The 17,501-nt window shown below is 37.3% G+C and carries 9 protein-coding genes; 1 reads left to right on the top strand and 8 read right to left on the bottom strand.

Annotated features, from left to right (window positions below; all coding sequences use genetic code 11):
* Positions 1–3: 3 nt before the first annotated feature.
* From GN303_RS02570 to GN303_RS02535, 8 genes are all read right to left on the bottom strand, one after another.
* Positions 4–939: an ABC transporter permease gene (locus GN303_RS02570; RefSeq protein WP_110438685.1), complete on the bottom strand. Its 936-nt coding sequence runs from the start codon at positions 937–939 to the stop codon at positions 4–6.
* The gene (locus GN303_RS02565) at positions 936–2,003 is read right to left on the bottom strand and encodes an ABC transporter substrate-binding protein (protein ID WP_110438684.1); all 1,068 of its coding nucleotides are present in this window, start codon (positions 2,001–2,003) and stop codon (positions 936–938) included. The genes GN303_RS02570 and GN303_RS02565 overlap by 4 nt, the downstream gene beginning before the upstream one ends.
* Before the next feature lie 151 nt (positions 2,004–2,154).
* On the bottom strand, positions 2,155–3,429 hold the full coding sequence (locus tag GN303_RS02560) for a glycosyltransferase (protein WP_110438683.1): 1,275 nt from the start codon (positions 3,427–3,429) through the stop codon (positions 2,155–2,157).
* Positions 3,430–3,499: 70 nt separating this feature from the next.
* Positions 3,500–4,528 carry a hypothetical protein gene (locus tag GN303_RS02555; protein ID WP_110438682.1) on the bottom strand — a complete coding sequence of 343 codons (1,029 nt, stop codon included), beginning with the start codon at positions 4,526–4,528 and terminating at the stop codon, positions 3,500–3,502.
* A gap of 116 nt (positions 4,529–4,644) precedes the next feature.
* A complete protein-coding gene (locus tag GN303_RS02550; protein ID WP_146206658.1) occupies positions 4,645–7,731 on the bottom strand; it encodes a glycosyltransferase in 3,087 nt (1,028 codons plus the stop codon).
* A 35-nt stretch (positions 7,732–7,766) separates the two neighbouring features.
* Positions 7,767–9,620, bottom strand: coding sequence for an SEL1-like repeat protein (locus GN303_RS02545; RefSeq protein ID WP_110438680.1), 1,854 nt, complete (start codon positions 9,618–9,620; stop codon positions 7,767–7,769).
* Between the two features lie 38 nt (positions 9,621–9,658).
* Positions 9,659–11,227, bottom strand: coding sequence for an HlyD family type I secretion periplasmic adaptor subunit (locus tag GN303_RS02540; RefSeq protein ID WP_110438679.1), 1,569 nt, complete (start codon positions 11,225–11,227; stop codon positions 9,659–9,661).
* A 1-nt stretch (position 11,228) separates the two neighbouring features.
* Positions 11,229–13,499: a peptidase domain-containing ABC transporter gene (locus GN303_RS02535; RefSeq protein WP_408735522.1), complete on the bottom strand. Its 2,271-nt coding sequence runs from the start codon at positions 13,497–13,499 to the stop codon at positions 11,229–11,231.
* Positions 13,500–13,931: 432 nt separating this feature from the next.
* On the opposite strand from GN303_RS02535, the gene metH reads away from it, so the two are divergent.
* Positions 13,932–17,429 (top strand): methionine synthase, encoded by a 3,498-nt coding sequence (gene metH / locus GN303_RS02530; protein WP_110438678.1) that lies wholly within the window; start codon positions 13,932–13,934, stop codon positions 17,427–17,429.
* The last annotated feature ends 72 nt before the right edge of the window (positions 17,430–17,501 follow it).

The raw sequence follows: 17,501 nt of genomic DNA, 5'->3' as shown, positions 1-17,501 counted from the left end.
TTCCTACCATTTAATACTTTCTTTTTGCCAACGCAGTAAACGATTCCTAATTTTAAAAAGTAGGGTCATGAAGCTTGTGCACATTACCGCCATGATGATTAAAGCCGCATACATATTTGGATAGGCAGCCCATCCCTGCGCCCATTGCATATAGAACCCGAGACCTGCTTTAACCCCCAGCATTTCCGCTACGACAAGCATATAGAAACAGGAACCCAAAGCCATGAACATCCCTACAAAAACAAAAGGTAAAGCTGCAGGAATGGCAACATGACGAATCAAGAAGGATGAGCTTGCCCCCATCGTTCGGGCAACATCATAATATCCCGGATTGACCCCTGCAATTCCTGACCATGTCAATACTGCAACAGGAAAAGCGGCGGCAAATGCCATTAACAGTTCACCCGCCAACCAACTGGATGGTATAACAGCAAAAAGTAAAGGTAAAAAAGCTACAGGTGGCAAAGGTCCAAAAAACCTCAATACAGGATGGGCCCAATAACCAAAACGTAAAGACCATCCCATTCCTATTCCGATTAAAAAGCCAATAAGACAACCAAAAATATATCCACCCAACAGCAACGTTAGGGAATGTAACAGGGAATCCAGTAGACGATACCAATCTGTTATGAATACATCCAACAATTCCTGTGGTGCACCAAAAAAAGGACGCGGCAGTAATAACCACTTTGCCTGTACAATTTCCCATCCTCCTGTAATAAGAGCCAGAGCCAGCAACCATGGTCCATAATATCTAACTTTATTAAATGGAAGCGTTACTACACAAAAAACTGCTATAATGATACATAGACAGGTAAATTCAGTTGTTCTGGGAAAATCATCAGCATTTTTGATAAAATAGGTAAGAAAAGCAGTCCCAAACCACATTATAAAAGCTGCCAATTGCGACCAATATACTATTTTTACTTTTTGAATCATAAAGCAAAAATGTCCTCGGTAACTTTATCGGCATACGCATTTATATCGAGAGAAAGAGGAAAAACACCTATTTGTTTTAATTGCTGTGCATAAAAAGATACATTTTGCCGGAGATTGCTGCCAATAACCTGTTGATGAGTTCCTTCTGATTCAAGAATTTCAGTTAACTGCCCAACAGTTGCCTTGGGCGCATAGGGTTTAAAAATTTCAGCCGCCTCTTCCTTATTATGATGCACCCATTGACCTGCTTCCAGAATTGCCTGAGTAAGTGCCTTACCTACCAATGGATCTTTTCTTATCAATGACCCTCTTAAACCGACAACACAGCAGGCGATTTTTGCCCATTCACCTGACATATTGGAATCTATAGTGACAAGATGATGTTCCTGCTTAAGTAAATAAGCCAAGGGATCATCCAGTCCTGCAGCCTGGATCGCCTGACGTTTTATAGCCAAAGGTAGAATGTCAGATGGAAACTGACGCCAATTTACGTCTTTTTCAGGATCTATCCCGATTTCCCTGAAACGCATACTGAAAAAATTTTTTGCTGGTCCACCAATATCTCCAACACCAATTGTCTTACCTTTCAGATCTGCTAGATTCTTTATGGAACTTGTACCAGAAGCCAATAAATGCAAACAGCCAGAATGTAACCCCGCAACAAGTTTAACATCAAATCCCTGCTGTAAAGGTTTCAACCAACGCAGGGCCATACCTGACGCACCATCAGCCTTACCTGTCGACATTGTTTCCAGCATTTGGTCGACAGATCCTGCAAAATCAATAAAATTTACATCCAGATTATATTTACTAAAAAAACCCTTAGCTTGTGCAACTGGAAAGGCAACCGTACATATTGAATCCGCACTCCAAGCAAGTGTTATTTTTCTTGCAGCCCCCTGAAGTTTTTGCATTGTTCCCAAATCAGGAAAATGACTATCCCCAGTTTGAGATTGCTCTTCAGCGAATGCCTGATTTCCACAACGACCGGCGATAAAAGCGGCACCAGAAGCCATTAGAAAGGAACGCGTAAATTTACGACGGCTGATGCGATCAAAATCCATAAGGTTTTTCCTTATTATAAATCAGAGAATTTGGCAAAAAACGTATATATCAGTATTTTTCAATAAAATACAATTTTAATATAACTTAATTTAAAAAAAATTGTAATATACAATAATTTAAAGTATTTAAATTCTCTTTTATGGATATGATCTACAGCTCCTCTCCAATCATGGCAGGAGATTTACCCAGACTTAGATCTGGCGTTCGATGATTTATAAGATCATCGATTAATGTATTATAATTATTTAAATAAATATCCATTGAAAGAGATCGTTCAGCCTCTTCCCGAGAAAAATGTCTGATTTTACTTGAAAGATCCTTATTTTCTAGAACCTCCAAAACATTATCAGCAAGTTTTTCTTTATCAAAAAAAGGTGTCAGAATTCCAGTTTTCTGATGAACAATAAATTCTTTGACTGGGTCAGTATCACTTGCAATAATCGGACAACCCATCGCCATCGCTTCTCGTAAAGACCACGATAAAACAAAAGGATAGGTCATATACACATGCGCATCTGACCGTTTTAAAAGTTTGCAAAAAACGGGATAAGACAAAAGCCCGGCAAAATAAATTCTAGTGGGATCCAGTTGATTACCCAACTGTTGAAGAAAATAGTGTTTCCAGGTCAATTTACCGGGAAGCGCAGCACCATAACTGACTTGATCCCCACCAACTATAACGATTTTTGCGTCTGGACGTTCTTTTAAAATTTTGGGTAAGGAGCGCATAAGAATATGAAACCCTCGATAGGGTTCCAATCCACGGGCAACATAGGTGACCAATTTATCTTTGGGGTGGATGATGAAATCCTCGAATTTCATTGTATGATTATATATATCTGCATCAGGACTGCAAATCTTTAAATCAACCCCTTCTCTCAACACTGTAATTTGTCCACGCGCCCATTCAGGATAGGTTTTCCACTGAAACAACGTAGGGGTCTGTCCCCAACCTGGATTATTCGCAGAGATTAAATTAATGGTATTCTTGATTCTGACCCGTGACGGAAGCAGTTCATCAGATAAAAATTCCGGATCAAATTTAACATCCAATCCATCTGAATGATAATAGAACTCACAATATTTCAATATTGGAACATCAGGATAAATATCCTGAACATTCAACATCTCCCCCCATCCCTGATGACCAATAATGATATCAGGGACAAAACCTAGCTGTTTTAATTTTTTAAGAGTTTGGTAAACTTCCTCTCCTCTTTTAACGGCCTGATGCAATTCGTTCAAGGAAGAGTGCAATTCATTTACGGAATCAATTTTACCGTAAAAGACATTCCGAATTCCCCCAATTGTTCGTCTCGTCACTTGACTGACAAAAACAATTTCATTATCAGGCTTTCCCGCAAGATATTTTATTATATGTAAATACTGACCGGGGAAATTTTGATGTATGAATAAATATTTCACAATTTTAACGAGCTAATTCAATAATTATTAATTAAACATAATTAATTTTGGTAATCAATATTGGTTAAAATCAGCTTTCAGTTTTTTTCTGATTAGATGAAGATTTATGTTTAGCATTTTTAACCTTGATATTAGTTCTTGGTTTTATACCCTTTACATTGCTGGAACTAACATGAGTTTCAGGGACTTCCTTGCTATTTTTTCCCTTGTCATGATCAATCAAATCCAGGCTAAATGCCTCTAGAGGCGCAATTGTTTCCGATGAAAGAATGGTATCATCATCGACAGGACCTAATTTAGTTCCATCTATAAAGGTTGCTTTCACGGATAAGGTATATTTTTTCGCGGCATCACCATTCAATCTAACACGCAAGCCGCACAAAGGAAGTGACATTCCTCTACTTCCACAAAATTCATTACCCTTATACCAGGGAGAAAACCACCCTTTTCCCAATACAGCCTGATATTCAATATCTTCTGGCTGTATACGATCATCTAATGATAAACCGAATCCTTCAATCCATGTTTTACTGTCTGGAATACCAATCCAATCTCCAAGTTCGACACTAACGTCACCAAGACGTTGAACATGGGCGACAACACGCATTTTACCTTCTTTTTCAATTTCATTCTGTTGTTGAGCGACCGCACGCTTTGACTGTCTGGCTATTTTTTCATTGATACCTGAATTTTGATTGCCCAATCCATTTGTCAAATTATTTGAATTATCATTTTCAGAAGCATCATTAAGTCGAATAACCTGTAATTGAGGTGCGGGATAATTATTTGATGGATTCCGATAAACTGTTACAAGAACCAAACCAGCATCTCCCGAAATACGTACTAGAACAGCATTTTTTTCAGCGCCTAGCCACCCATCATTTTCAAAAGTCTTGATCTCAACTGTAGCGTTCTGTTTGAAGGGAGGAACAGAAATACGCAGGCCAGGCAAACCAAATTCATCAGCTGGAATTTGATTGGCAACATGATAAATACAATATAATCCAGTGTCCAAACTCATTAAATGACCATTTACATTTAAATCAATAATTCGTTGTTGATACTGATTATTATTTGATTGATCATCAGACTTTGACATTAATATATTTCCTTTTTAAAAGATGGCTAAGTATAGCAAAGTTAAAATAACTAAATAATATTTTATTAAAACTAATAAAAAATTAATAATTTCTCAAAACAAATTTTAATTTTTATTTAATGACCAACATATTTACATTCTTTTAATAAAAAATCATTCTGTTTGGCAATAGATAAATTTAACGAAATGACATTTCCTCGTCCAGTTCGCTTAATTCTTTCAGCAATAGCACCAATATCGTAACTTATTGTCCTCAATCCAGCCCGCCAAGCAATGCTTAGTGAATAACACCAGGTTTCCGGACAAATTGACGGGAAAAATGCAAGATCAGCCTCTTGTTCCCGCACCATGGAAACTGCCTCTTCCTCCTTATATTCTCCTGTTACAAATATGCGACCGGAACGCATTAGCAAATCATCATCCACGGAACGACCAACTAATACAAACTCAATCGGCAAATCACGCTTATCAGCATCTTGAAGTAAGGCAAGAATGACATCAAACCCTTTTTCCACTCCAATCGCACCTATTAAGCAAATACGGAAACGGTTTGAACTATTATCTCTAACTTTGATCTTTCCATTCAACTGGCAGGGTTTTTGAGAAAAGAATGTTAATTGTTTCATAGTGAGATCAGGACGATCGTCTTCGAGAAATTTTAACGCCAACTGTCCCAATTCTGGAAAATGTTTTGAAACACGTTTAAATGCATCATTAGAAGGCACATAAACAGCCCTTGCCTGTTTTAATTCCTTCCATGAATCATGCCACCATTTTTCCATATCAATGAAATTAGGGCTTTCTTCTTCCTTCCACAAACTATTTACACAATTTTGACAAATCTGCAAATCATTCGGATCTCCACAATAATGCATGGTTTCATTTAACAAAACGGTTCTCGGACAAAAAATCAGATAGTCATGAATATATACATCATAAGGTTTATTTATTTTAAGTAATAAATCTGTCATCAATTTATGATGTTTTTTCAAATGATGTATTTCACACGAATCTACAGAAAGAAATTGTAGAAAATTTAGGCATTTTTCTAATTCATGAGGAAAATAAAAAATTAGATTGGGAAAAATCAGGTTTATTTCTTTTTCCAAATTTCTTTTTGATTTGAATTGAATTTCAATCTGACAGCCATCTCCCAAAATTGTCGGTCTGATCAATACTGGAATAAAACCTTGGGAACGTAAAATATCTGTTCTTTCTTGAACCGCCCTTTCCACCCCTCCACCAAATTGATGCGTGACCAGTAAAACAAATTGATACTTCTCATGACGTTTCTTTTGAGCATCAAGCAGGATTTGAATTCTATATAGATCAATATTTCGACGGAATGGCAATAACGGATCATCACGTATGAAATCCTGTACCATTTCATCATATCCTGGATAAAGCCGATTGAGAATTTCCGTATTTCTTTTCCCTAATAGTTTTTTTGCATATGCAAATGAAACACCCCCTTTATGTCCTATAAAACAATCAGCTGCCAAAACATGTTTCCAACCTAAATGCCGTGCACGCATGCAAAAATCATTTTCCTCACCATATCCCTGGGCAAATAAATCCTCACGAAACAATCCTGTTTGCGCCAGACAGTCATGTCGGATAAACATGCAAAAACCATGTGCCGTAGGTATCTCTATTAATTGATGCTCGTTTATTTTTTTAAATATTTTTGAAAAATGAAAAATTGTTTGATTATCAGGCATCAAATTCTTCTTATCGTGATAAGGATAAGAATAAATACCCGCATCATTTGAAAAAGGAGTTACCGTTCCAATATTTTCTTCCTGATAAGCGGCCCGACAAAGCGTTTCGGTCCATTTCCCTCCTACCAAGGTATCACTATTTAACAAGATAATATCGTATCCAGGCCAAGCCTTCATACCACTGTTAACAGCAGTGGGAAAACCCTTATTTACCTTATGATTAATGCAAAAAACTTGCTGGTCATCTATGAATTCCTTTAATGAAACAACCAGTTCCTTATCAGGAGAAGCATCATTAACCAATTGAATCTTTACATTTTCCGGTACACTATTCAATACGCTCTGAAGTGCATCCAATGTTATCTGTTTTCCCTTATAAACAGGTATGACAATAACTATGCCCTCTGATGATTTTTTAAGTATTACTGGGTCATATCCTTTATATACTGCTTGAACAGGAAAAAAATGAGCTACATTTGAAATTTTAATATTTTTCTTATGGTATGCAGGGGTTTGCATATGAATTAAAAAAGTTTTTGCCCTGAATTCCAAGCTAGGATCCAAAGGACTACCAATTAAATGACGCAAAAACTCATCTTGAACAGAATACATTCCAGCAGAAAAATCATGAATGGAAATTCTAAAAGATTTTGCCTGTAACAAAGGTGTTTCAAGAGTAACAACCTCAATATCATCCTTGGGTCGAAATTGATGATAAATCTTTCCCTTATAATCTTTTATAGTGATCAAAGGTATTCGACTGGGCTCGGCTGGACACCAAACCCACCCGATTAATGTTTCATTCTTAACTTCTACAAACCCAATTGTTAGATTAATTGACTCCAAATCAACAGGACTGCCTACAAAAGGAACACCATCTTGTTCAATACGCAATTTTTTATATTTTTTCTGCCATCCTGAGGGCAGAATAATTTTTGTCTGATTTGTTTTAATAAATAATTGATTATCCAAATATATACTGACTTGATAATCATTAAATGAATCTATCCATATTTCATTTAATGACCCCTTGATACAACAACAGCCGACAATATTTGAAACCTGTTTCAAGAGATTAATAGTCAATAACCATGTTTCCGGGGATGGACTGTAATGAGAAAGAAAATAATTCAAAATTTCAATTAATTGTTTTGAGGATTTGCGAGAAGAATAAATAACTGCTTGTGCTATCCAGCCTTCATAGAAATCATATTGCTTCAATAAAGGCTGCAATAAATCATGGGCATCCTCTAAATTACCAGTTTTTAGATTTAAAACTGCCAAATCAAAGATAATATTCGGATTGCCTCGTGTTAAATGATGCGCTCTACACATCCATTGAAGTGCAATCTCAATTTGTCCATTTTGCTTAGCTTCTTGGGCTTTTGAATATGCAATCTGTGCATTCTTTCTTAGTTTTTCGAGCCCTTCTGCTTTTTTTCTAGCGTAAACCACTAATTGTGCTTTATTTTTTCCTGACACAACGCCTCACAATTAAGCAATTAAATATAAATTAGCTATGTGTCTTGAAATATAAACAAACCAGGAGCCACTTCCACTTGTTTATTTTTAACAGGTTTCAAATCTTGCTGATTTATTTCCTCATTTAGTACATTCAATACCAACCCTGCTTCTTTTTCCCCATTATCTTTTGCTTTTTCAAACCAATAACGCGCTTTAGCTATATCTTTATTTCCCGCTAAACCGTCATATAAATAACGTCCCAACATCAGCTGAGCTTTTGAATGACCCAATTCAGCAGCTTTTTCAAACCATTTTTGAGCTTCCTGCCTATTTTCTCTTAAATGATTTCCACCCCCATAAATTGCACCCAATGAAAACATGCCCGATGCATCACCTTTTTCAGCAGCCTTTTTAAAAAATTCTAAAGCTTCCTGAATATGAATTTTTCCATCTTCCGTTTTCCCTTCCGACAAAAGGGAAGCCCATAATAATTGCGCTTTGACTATCCCATGCTCCGCTGAAGACTTGATCCATTTACAAGCTTCTTTAAGATTTTTTTCCCCAGCAATTCCCTGCAACAACATGCGCCCATACCAATATTGAGCTTCTGCATCTTCATCACAACAGATTTGCAACCACTTTTTTGCTTCTTTTTCTTTGTTTAAATCAACTTCAGAATTTTTATTGTTTGTCAATGCCATCGCTAATTTTAACATAATTTTCTTGTTGCCTTTTTCCGCTTGGGGACGCAAATAATTATCGACGACTTCTTCTACAGAAATATATTGAGAATTTGTAAGAGCGATTTCGGCAAGAATATCTAACGCTGGCAAATATCCTCTATCCGCAGCAAATTTATAAAGATCAATTGCCTTATCTACAGCCTTAACAACTCCTAAACCATTAAAATATAAATATCCCAAGGCAAAAGCGGCACCAACATGCTGTTTTTCTAAAAACGCAAACTGATACCATTTTATAGCTTCAGTATAATTAGGTGGTATATCCTTATTACCTGATGCCAACATATCGGCCAATACCGAAGCAGCCTCTACATCCCCACCTACGGCAGCACGTCTTAACCAAGTTTCAGCTTCAATGAAATTCCGCTCAACCCCGTTTCCTTTTCGTAAGGCAATGCCATATAATGCTTGAGCCTGTCGGATACCCAATTCCGCAGCCTGTTTATACAACTGAACAGCATATTCATGATTAATTTCAACCCCTTTTCCAGTTTCATACATAATAGCCAAGGTATAAATCGCCGTACCAAGTCCATTTTCAGCTGCAACTTGCAATAATGCAGCCGCTTTGGAAAAATCATCCTGGGTTTTGCTAATTTTTAATAAAAACAACCCTTTCCCCATATAACCTTGCGGTGAACCTTGGGAAATTGACTTATCATACCATTTTATTATTTCATCAAATTGATTTTGTTCAGATGTGATTTCTGATAAGAGATAAGCATAGAGGGCCTGACCATCAGCAGACCCATTTTCAGCTACTTTTTGAGCCCAATAACGAGCTTTTTCATAATCGGTTTTTAAGTCATCGGAAACTTTAGCCTGTTTTAGGGTAAATATATCATGTCCAGTTACTGCATTAAGTTCGGGAAGTCCACGCATATATAATAATGCAAGCATATATTCAGCGTCATTATAGCCAGCTGATGCTGCACTTTCAAACCATAAAGATGCTTCTTGCAGACTAAAAGCAACTCCATGTCCATTTAAATAACATAAAGCCAGGTAATATTGAGCTTCAGGGGATTTTAAAGATGCGCCCTGTGAAAAACAATTATATGCTGAAACATATTCTTTTCTTTCATAATGTTTTTTCCCCTTATTCAAAAATTTTTGAATTTTCTTTTTTTTGACTTTATTCAAGGGATTAAAAAAAACACGCATTATAAATTTTCCAATTCAATTTCACCTTATGTTTTACATTACTGTGGATCACGCATCCCTTCTGTTAACTTAGGTACAATACCATTCATTAAATACTGAGCCGCTGTCCTTTTACCAACATGAACATCAGCTGTAACAGTAAGTCCAGGGGTTGGATGAAAAAAATTCGGTATACTGTGCAAAGTGTATTTATTGATTTTCAATCTTACACGATAAAAAGGTTTTTCTCGAAATTGTAAAGGTGCTGCACCCCGACGATTACTCATATCCTGACCTGTATCACCAGGCTGAAAGACATCGGCACTAACATTTGTTACAACTGCTTCCGCTCCACCATATTGTGTATAGGGAAAAGTATCAAATTTTATAATCGCTTTATCACCCAACTTCATATATCCAACATCCGCATCTTGTACAGCAGCTTCAACTTCCAAACCTGTACCAACAGGTACTAGAGTCATAAACGGCATTCCAGAATTTAGTATAGAACCAACAGAACCTTTTGAAATTGATAGTACAATTGCATCCTGTTCGGCCCTCATCAAGACTTTTTTACGACGAAGTTTCGCCTTTTCATACTCTCCCTTATCTTTTGCCAATTGCCTTTGAATTAAAGTTAGATTCTTATAAACTTCACCCTTCCAACTTTCAATGTAAGCCTGTTTATCAGCTAATAAAGATGCTATTTTCTTTTGCGTAGCATTCGCTGATTGTTGTGCCGTTATTAATTTATCCTCAACATCCATTAAAGTATCTTGCGAACCTAAAGTTGATAAGCGACTTCCCACTTGTTGTTCCTGCAATTTTTTCCGCATCAAATGAATATCAGATGCAACTTGCAATCTCCCTTTCAATACAGCAGTAGTTGCAAGAAAGTTTTTAAGTTGAAACGATTGTTCGTTGATTTTCTGGTTGAAACCATCAACTTTCGCATCATACTCAAGTTTTCTTTTTATAAAACTATTCCCCTGTTCTACCGAATAAGGATTTGATGGGTCCACTGTATAATTTTTATTAGAAGCTTCGGCCTGCAATCGATCAAACTCAGCCTGTCCACTTTCAACTTGTAAACGTAGATTATCAATATCGGCCTGTTGAATTGTCGGATCCAAATGAGCCAAAACCTGTCCTTTCGTTACAAAATCCCCCTCTTTAACATCAATTGATTTAATAATGCTCTCTTCCATTGGTTGAATTAACAAAGGTGGATCCACTGAAACCAGTCGACCTTGAGCTGAAACTACTTTGTCAAGTGGAAATACACATAACGCGATAATGGAAAAAAGCGCCAAAGCTCCAATAACCCAAGTAATATACTGGGCAGAAGCTGTTGGCGGCATATTGATAATAGCTGCAGTAGGTGAAGTAAACTCTAGTAAAGCTATCGGCATATCAGCTTGAGATTCTGCCGTGTTATCTGCTGCAGGCAAATATCCTTCTGGTATACTTGACTGTTCATCATTCAATGAAACATCTTTTTTTTCTGAAGTTTTTTTTATTTTTTTTTCAGTAGTATCTGTCAATTCATTAGAAATATTAGATTTTTCATTGTTATTTTCAGAATTCACATTTCCTGGCAATTGATTTTTATGATTATCATCCACCATTTTATGTTCCTTCCGTAATTACAGGTTTCTGGGCTTCATTTTTTTTTGAATGCTTTCTTTCATCAACATGTCGATTTTGCTGCAACCATAAAGTACGATAAATTTCACAGGTTTCTAATAATTGTTCATGTGTTCCAATTGCCTGCATTTCACCCTGATCCATAACCAGTATTTGATCACAATTCACTAATGATGATAATCGATGTGAAACAATAACCATCGTTCTTCCCTTGGCAATTCGCTCCAAATTGGCATTAACCAATGCTTCACTTTCAGGATCAAGAGCGGATGTTGCCTCATCTAAAATCATTAGTTTTGGGTCTAGAATAACAGCTCTTGCAATTGCAAGACGTTGCCTTTGTCCTCCTGAAATGTTCGTTGAGCCCTCTTCGATAAAAGTGTCATATCCAGCGGGCATACGCTCTATAAATTCTTCAGCGCCAGCCATTCGTGCTGCCCAGATAACCTTTTCCATTGTCAATCCTGGACGTCCAGCGGTAATATTATCCCTAATTGTTCCACGAAACAAAAAATTATCCTGTAAAACAACACCAAAAGAGCGCCTTAAATGGGTAAGATTAATTTCACGCAAATCTACACCATCCAGCCTTAAAAAACCTTCATAATTTCGGCTTACGCCCTGCAAAAGACGTGTTATAGTGGATTTACCGGATCCACTACGTCCCACCAAACCCAACATAGTACCTGCTGGGATTGAAAAACTTAAATCTTTTAACGCCCGACTACTTCCTCCAGGATATGTAAAATTAATATTTTCAAAGGATAGTGCACCAATAATCTTTGGTCTCAATCCTGTAGTCAACGCTTTTGTTTCCGTTGGATTATTTAAAATTTCTCCCGCTTGAACTAATGAGGTTTCTACTTCTGTTATTACAGTCATTAATTTAGCCAATCCAACGAGAGGAGCCGCAACACGCCCTCCCAGCATCATAAAAGCGACAATTGCACCAGCATCAACTCCCGCTGTTGGATTGGTTATACAAATAAAGGCACCAATTAAAATAATCCCTCGATTAATAAAGAAATCCAACGGCATAACCAATGTTTCAGGCCAATTTTGCATACGCGTTGTTGATAACCGCCATTTACAAACTTCAGCAACAATATTATCCCAATCACGACGACGGGAAGGTTCCAAAGCTAAAGTTTTAACAGTTCGTATACCTGCAACGGTTTCATACATTGCAGATCCACGCGTCATTTCCGCTTCAATACGATTACTATAATAATATGTTAATGGTTTAATAAAAATAACCACAATTAAACCGATCAAACCTGCTGCAACAACCGTCAGCCATGCTAAAATAACGCTAATATAAAATAAGAAAGGTAAAATAACAATTAACGTAAACATATCCAGAAAAGTTGTCATTAATCGGCCCGTGATAAAATCTCGCACCTGATATATCTGAGAAACCTTCCCGATTAAACGACCTGCCTGTTGCCGTTCAAAAAATTCCAATGGCAAAGAAAGTAAACGATTATAGGTATGAATAGATATACGAGCATCCAAACGTGTTGCCATAACGTTGGTAATCTCTCGTCTGGCATAACTAATTAAGATCTCATAAAAACTTAAGACAATCAACAACCCACTAATCGATATCAGTGTCGCCATTGATTGAAAAGCAACCACACGATTTACTACCTGCATCACTATAAAAGCAGGAAAAATTTGCAAAATACTTATTATCATTGAACTTATTGAAATATCACGCAAAGAGGCACGTTCACGCAATACCATTTTGAAAAGCCATTTAAAATCAATCTTATCTTCACTTTCAGAAAGATTTTTATTTCGCTTTACAAGAAGAATATCACCCGTCCAGGCCTGCCTTAAGCGAATTTCTTCAACAGGGATAGGGGGTTCACCTTCCCCCTTCAACGGATCTCTTAAAAAAACAATTCTTTTTTCAGGATTGACACCCACCATCAACCCTGCAGAACCATCCTTAAACATTAGTACAATGGGAGGTGAATTATACAAGCGTATCAAATATCGCCATTTCAAACGCATCCCTTTAGCAATCAATCCCTGACTATTCAGCCAGCGTGCCAAAGTTGCCGGGGACGGTGAGTCTTCACCAGGCTCAGCTGCAAAATCACGTATATCTAGATCAACCCCATGATATTTTGCAGCTGCCATTGTTGCCCGTAAACGAATCATCATTGGGGAAAGCTTCTGCGTTTTCCCTTGATTATTGCTTTGCCCTGCTCCTAACTGTATGGAGCCCTTATCTGGTTGATCCACCGATCATCCTTTATCAATTAAATTAACAAAATATTTTACAAATTTTTAATAAGAACAGCTTTTTAATATGCAGTTTTCATTATCATAAATTTATTTGACCATTAAAATAAACAATAAAATCATTATCCTTAATCAACTATATCTATTAATGCTTTGCAATTTTTCTGCCAAAATATCATTATCATTTTAATAATTCAATTCTTTTCATGCTGAATATGCAATAAATACTATAATGGGTTATACCTTATCATTCTTTTCACATATCTTCAAACCGGACTTAGAGTATCAAAAATTAATTCAAATAATTAAAATGCGAGATAACATCTCATTCTTTGTTTATTTAATAAATTTCATTTTATTAAAATTATGGTAGATATTTCAATTGAGTATCCTGATTTTAATAAATAAAAAATTCTAACATCAAGGTTTTCTATGTCCAAACAAAGTCAGCTTTTGAATCAACTTCATGAACAGATTCTTTTATGTGATGGAGGAATGGGATCCATCATTCAAGCACTTGATCTCGATATTAACAAAGATTTTTGGGGAAAGGAAAACTGTACAGAAATCCTTAATTTATCTAGACCCGATTTGATTAGGGATATTCATAAACGCTATTTTGCAGCAGGTGCAGATATGGTGGAAACAAATTCTTTCGGAGGATCTTCCATCACCCTATCCGAATTTGACCTTCAAGACCAAACAAGAGAAATCAACAAACGTGCCGCTGAAATTGCCAATGAAGCCGCAAATTCATTTGCTGATAAAAAAAGTAGATATATCCTTGGATCAATCGGACCCGGGACTAGACTACCCTCCTTGGGAAATATTGATTATGATTCACTTGAAGATGCAATTACAGAGCAATGTAGAGGTTTGATTGAAGGAGGTGTTCACGCTTTTTTAATTGAAACATGCCAAGATCCACTTCAAATCAAGGCTGCTGTAAACGCAACCAAGATAGCATTAAAAGAAGCTGATATTTTTTTACCAATCTTTGTACAAGTAACCATTGAGACAACAGGCACCCTTCTTGTTGGAAGTGATATCGCTGCCGCAGCGACCGTCATTGAAGCGTTGGATGTTCAAATGATGGGAATGAATTGCGGAACAGGTCCTCGGGAAATGGCCGAGGGTATCAAATGGCTTTCTCAATACTGGCCGCATTTAATTTCAATGCAACCTAACGCAGGATTGCCAGAACTCGTCAACGGTAAAACGCACTATCCACTTTCTCCAGAAGAAATGGCCGTTTGGATGTCCCGTTATATAAAAGAACAGAAAATAAATATGATCGGTGGTTGCTGTGGAACTAATCCTAATCATATTGCTGCATTTGATCAGATGCTCAAAAACGAAGCGGCTTTGGGGGGATGCTTCACAGACCGACCAGCCTGTATACCCAGAAGTTCAATATGGATTCCCTCGGTTTCAAGTCTTTTTACCCCCACACCTTTAAGACAGGAAAATAGTCTGTTTTCGATTGGGGAACGCTGTAATGCCAATGGCTCTAAGAAATGGCGTGATTTACAGGATCAACAAGATTGGGATGGATGCGTTACAATCGGTCGTGAACAACTGAAAGAAGGATCAAACGCCCTGGATGTTTGTATGGCTTTTGTAGGTCATGATGAGAAAAAGGATATGAAGGAAATTATTCCTCGCCTCACGTCATCTATCAATGTTCCTCTCGTTATAGATTCTACTAGTACGGAAGTGATTGAAACTTGTCTTAAACTTCATGGTGGAAAACCCATCATTAATTCAATCAATTTTGAAGATGGTGAAGAAATAGCGGCTCATCGTTTAAAACTAGCCCGTAAATTTGGTGCCGCTGTTGTTGCATTAACCATTGATGAACAAGGAATGGCACGAACACCTGAGGACAAATTACGAATCACCCGTCGATTAGTTGATTTTGCCTGTAACAAATATGGCCTGCCTCACTCCGATTTGATGATTGACCCTCTTACCTTTACTATTGCCACCGGAGTAGAAGATGACCGTAAACTGGGTTTGTGGACCATACAAGGGATCAAAGCCATCCACGATGAATTCCCTGACATTCAAATTGTGCTCGGATTATCCAATATATCATTCGGACTTAATCCAGCCGCCAGAGCAGTTTTGAATTCTGTTTTTCTTTATCATGCCCAGAAAATGGGAATGACAGCTGCCATTGTTCATGTTTCTAAAATACGGCCCATGCACCTTTTGGACAAAGATGAAGTTAAAGTCATTGAAGATTTGATTTTTGATCGAAGAACTGATGATTATGACCCACTCAAAAAAGTTTTAGAAATTTTTGCTGATCGTAAAGCCACACAAGTGGCAACTCGCGCTATCGCTACCACCATTGAAGAACAATTGCATAATCGAATTGTAGATGGAAATCGCAAAGGTTTGGAGGATGATTTAAAAAAGGCGATGGAAACCTATGCCCCCCTTGAAATAATCAATTCCCTTTTACTTAATGGCATGAAAACGGTAGGGGAATTATTTGGATCTGGGAAAATGCAGCTTCCTTTTGTCTTGCAATCTGCCGAAACAATGAAAGCAGCCGTATCCTTTCTTGAACCTTTTATGGAAAAGAAAAATAATGAAACCAAGGGTACGATGATCTTGGCAACGGTGAAAGGGGATGTACATGATATTGGCAAAAATCTTGTCGATATAATTTTAAGCAACAACGGTTTCAAGGTTGTCAATCTAGGCATTAAAGTACCTGTAGCAGACATGATTAAGGCAGCAAAGGAACATAATGCTGACGCGATCGGCATGTCTGGATTATTGGTCAAATCAACTGTTATCATGAAAGAAAACCTTGAAGAAATGGCGCAACAAGGCCTCAGCATACCTGTCCTACTCGGAGGAGCAGCTTTAACACGTGCCTACGTTGAAGAAGATTGTGCGGAAATCTATAAAAAAAATAACGGGATGGTTGCCTATGCCAGGGATGCCTTTGATGGTTTGACACTTATGGAACAATTAACCCATGGTGATTTAGATAATTATCTTGCTGCCCAAAAAATCAAAAATAAAAGACCCAAACGTCCCGAAAAAAAGGAAAAAACCATTGTAGTTCCCCTTTCCATGGAAGAATCATCCTTGCGAAGAAATAAAATGACTTCTCACGAACCTCCCCTCAATCCACCATTTTGGGGTGCGCGAAAGTTGGAAACCAGTTTAAAAGCTGTTTTACCCTACCTAAACGAACGTTCTTTATATCAATTGCAGTGGGGAATGAAAAAGCAGGGAAAAACGCTGGAAGAATTCCTGCAAGATGCGAAAACAAATTTACGACCAATCCTATATAAATTGATCCAACAATGTGAACAGAAAAAAATCCTTCAACCACAAGCCGTTTATGGTTACTGGAAAGCCGCTGCGAGCGCTGAGGACCTAATCCTCTTCGATAGGGATGGGAAAACCGAATTGTGCCGATTTACCCTTCCAAGACAGCCTGGCAATCAACGCATTTGCATCACTGACTATATCCGGGATTATAATGATCCCATTCGTGACGTAATTGGCTTGCAAATTGTCACTGTAGGTCAAAAAGCTTCAGACACAGCCAGAATCTGGTTTGAAGAAAACCGTTACCAGGATTATTTATATTTGCATGGTTTATCTGTTGAAATAACCGAGGCAATGGCTGAGTATACGCATCAACGAATGAGGGCAGAGCTAGGTTTCAGTAGTGAAGATGATCCTGATATGAACAAGCTGTTGATGCAAAATTACCGCGGGTCCAGATATTCGTTTGGCTATCCCGCTTGCCCTAATCTTGAGGATCAAAAATATATATTGAATCTTCTTGACGCAAAGCAGATTGGAATCTCCCTATCTGAAGAATGGCAATTGCATCCAGAGCAGTCAACGTCAGCTTTGGTAATTTTTCATCCTAAAGCAAAATATTTTATTGTATAACAATAAAAATATGAATTTTCATTGACGCAATAAACATTCACATTTAATTTAGGTGACAAAATTTAAATTAGG

The organism is Commensalibacter melissae (assembly GCF_009734185.1).
Classification (GTDB): domain Bacteria; phylum Pseudomonadota; class Alphaproteobacteria; order Acetobacterales; family Acetobacteraceae; genus Commensalibacter; species Commensalibacter melissae.
The sequence above is the reverse complement of the archived record's forward strand: the minus strand, read 5'-3'. Positions and strand labels throughout refer to the sequence as shown.

What these genes read in the sequence shown, in the direction of transcription:
- GN303_RS02570 (WP_110438685.1), bottom strand. Translation starts at nt 939, where the DNA reads ATGATTCAAAAAGTAAAAATAGTATATTGGTCGCAATTGGCAGCTTTT.
- GN303_RS02565 (WP_110438684.1), bottom strand. Translation starts at nt 2,003, where the DNA reads ATGGATTTTGATCGCATCAGCCGTCGTAAATTTACGCGTTCCTTTCTA.
- GN303_RS02555 (WP_110438682.1), bottom strand. Translation starts at nt 4,528, where the DNA reads ATGTCAAAGTCTGATGATCAATCAAATAATAATCAGTATCAACAACGA.
- GN303_RS02545 (WP_110438680.1), bottom strand. Translation starts at nt 9,620, where the DNA reads ATGCGTGTTTTTTTTAATCCCTTGAATAAAGTCAAAAAAAAGAAAATT.
- GN303_RS02540 (WP_110438679.1), bottom strand. Translation starts at nt 11,227, where the DNA reads ATGGTGGATGATAATCATAAAAATCAATTGCCAGGAAATGTGAATTCT.
- metH (WP_110438678.1), top strand. Translation starts at nt 13,932, where the DNA reads ATGTCCAAACAAAGTCAGCTTTTGAATCAACTTCATGAACAGATTCTT.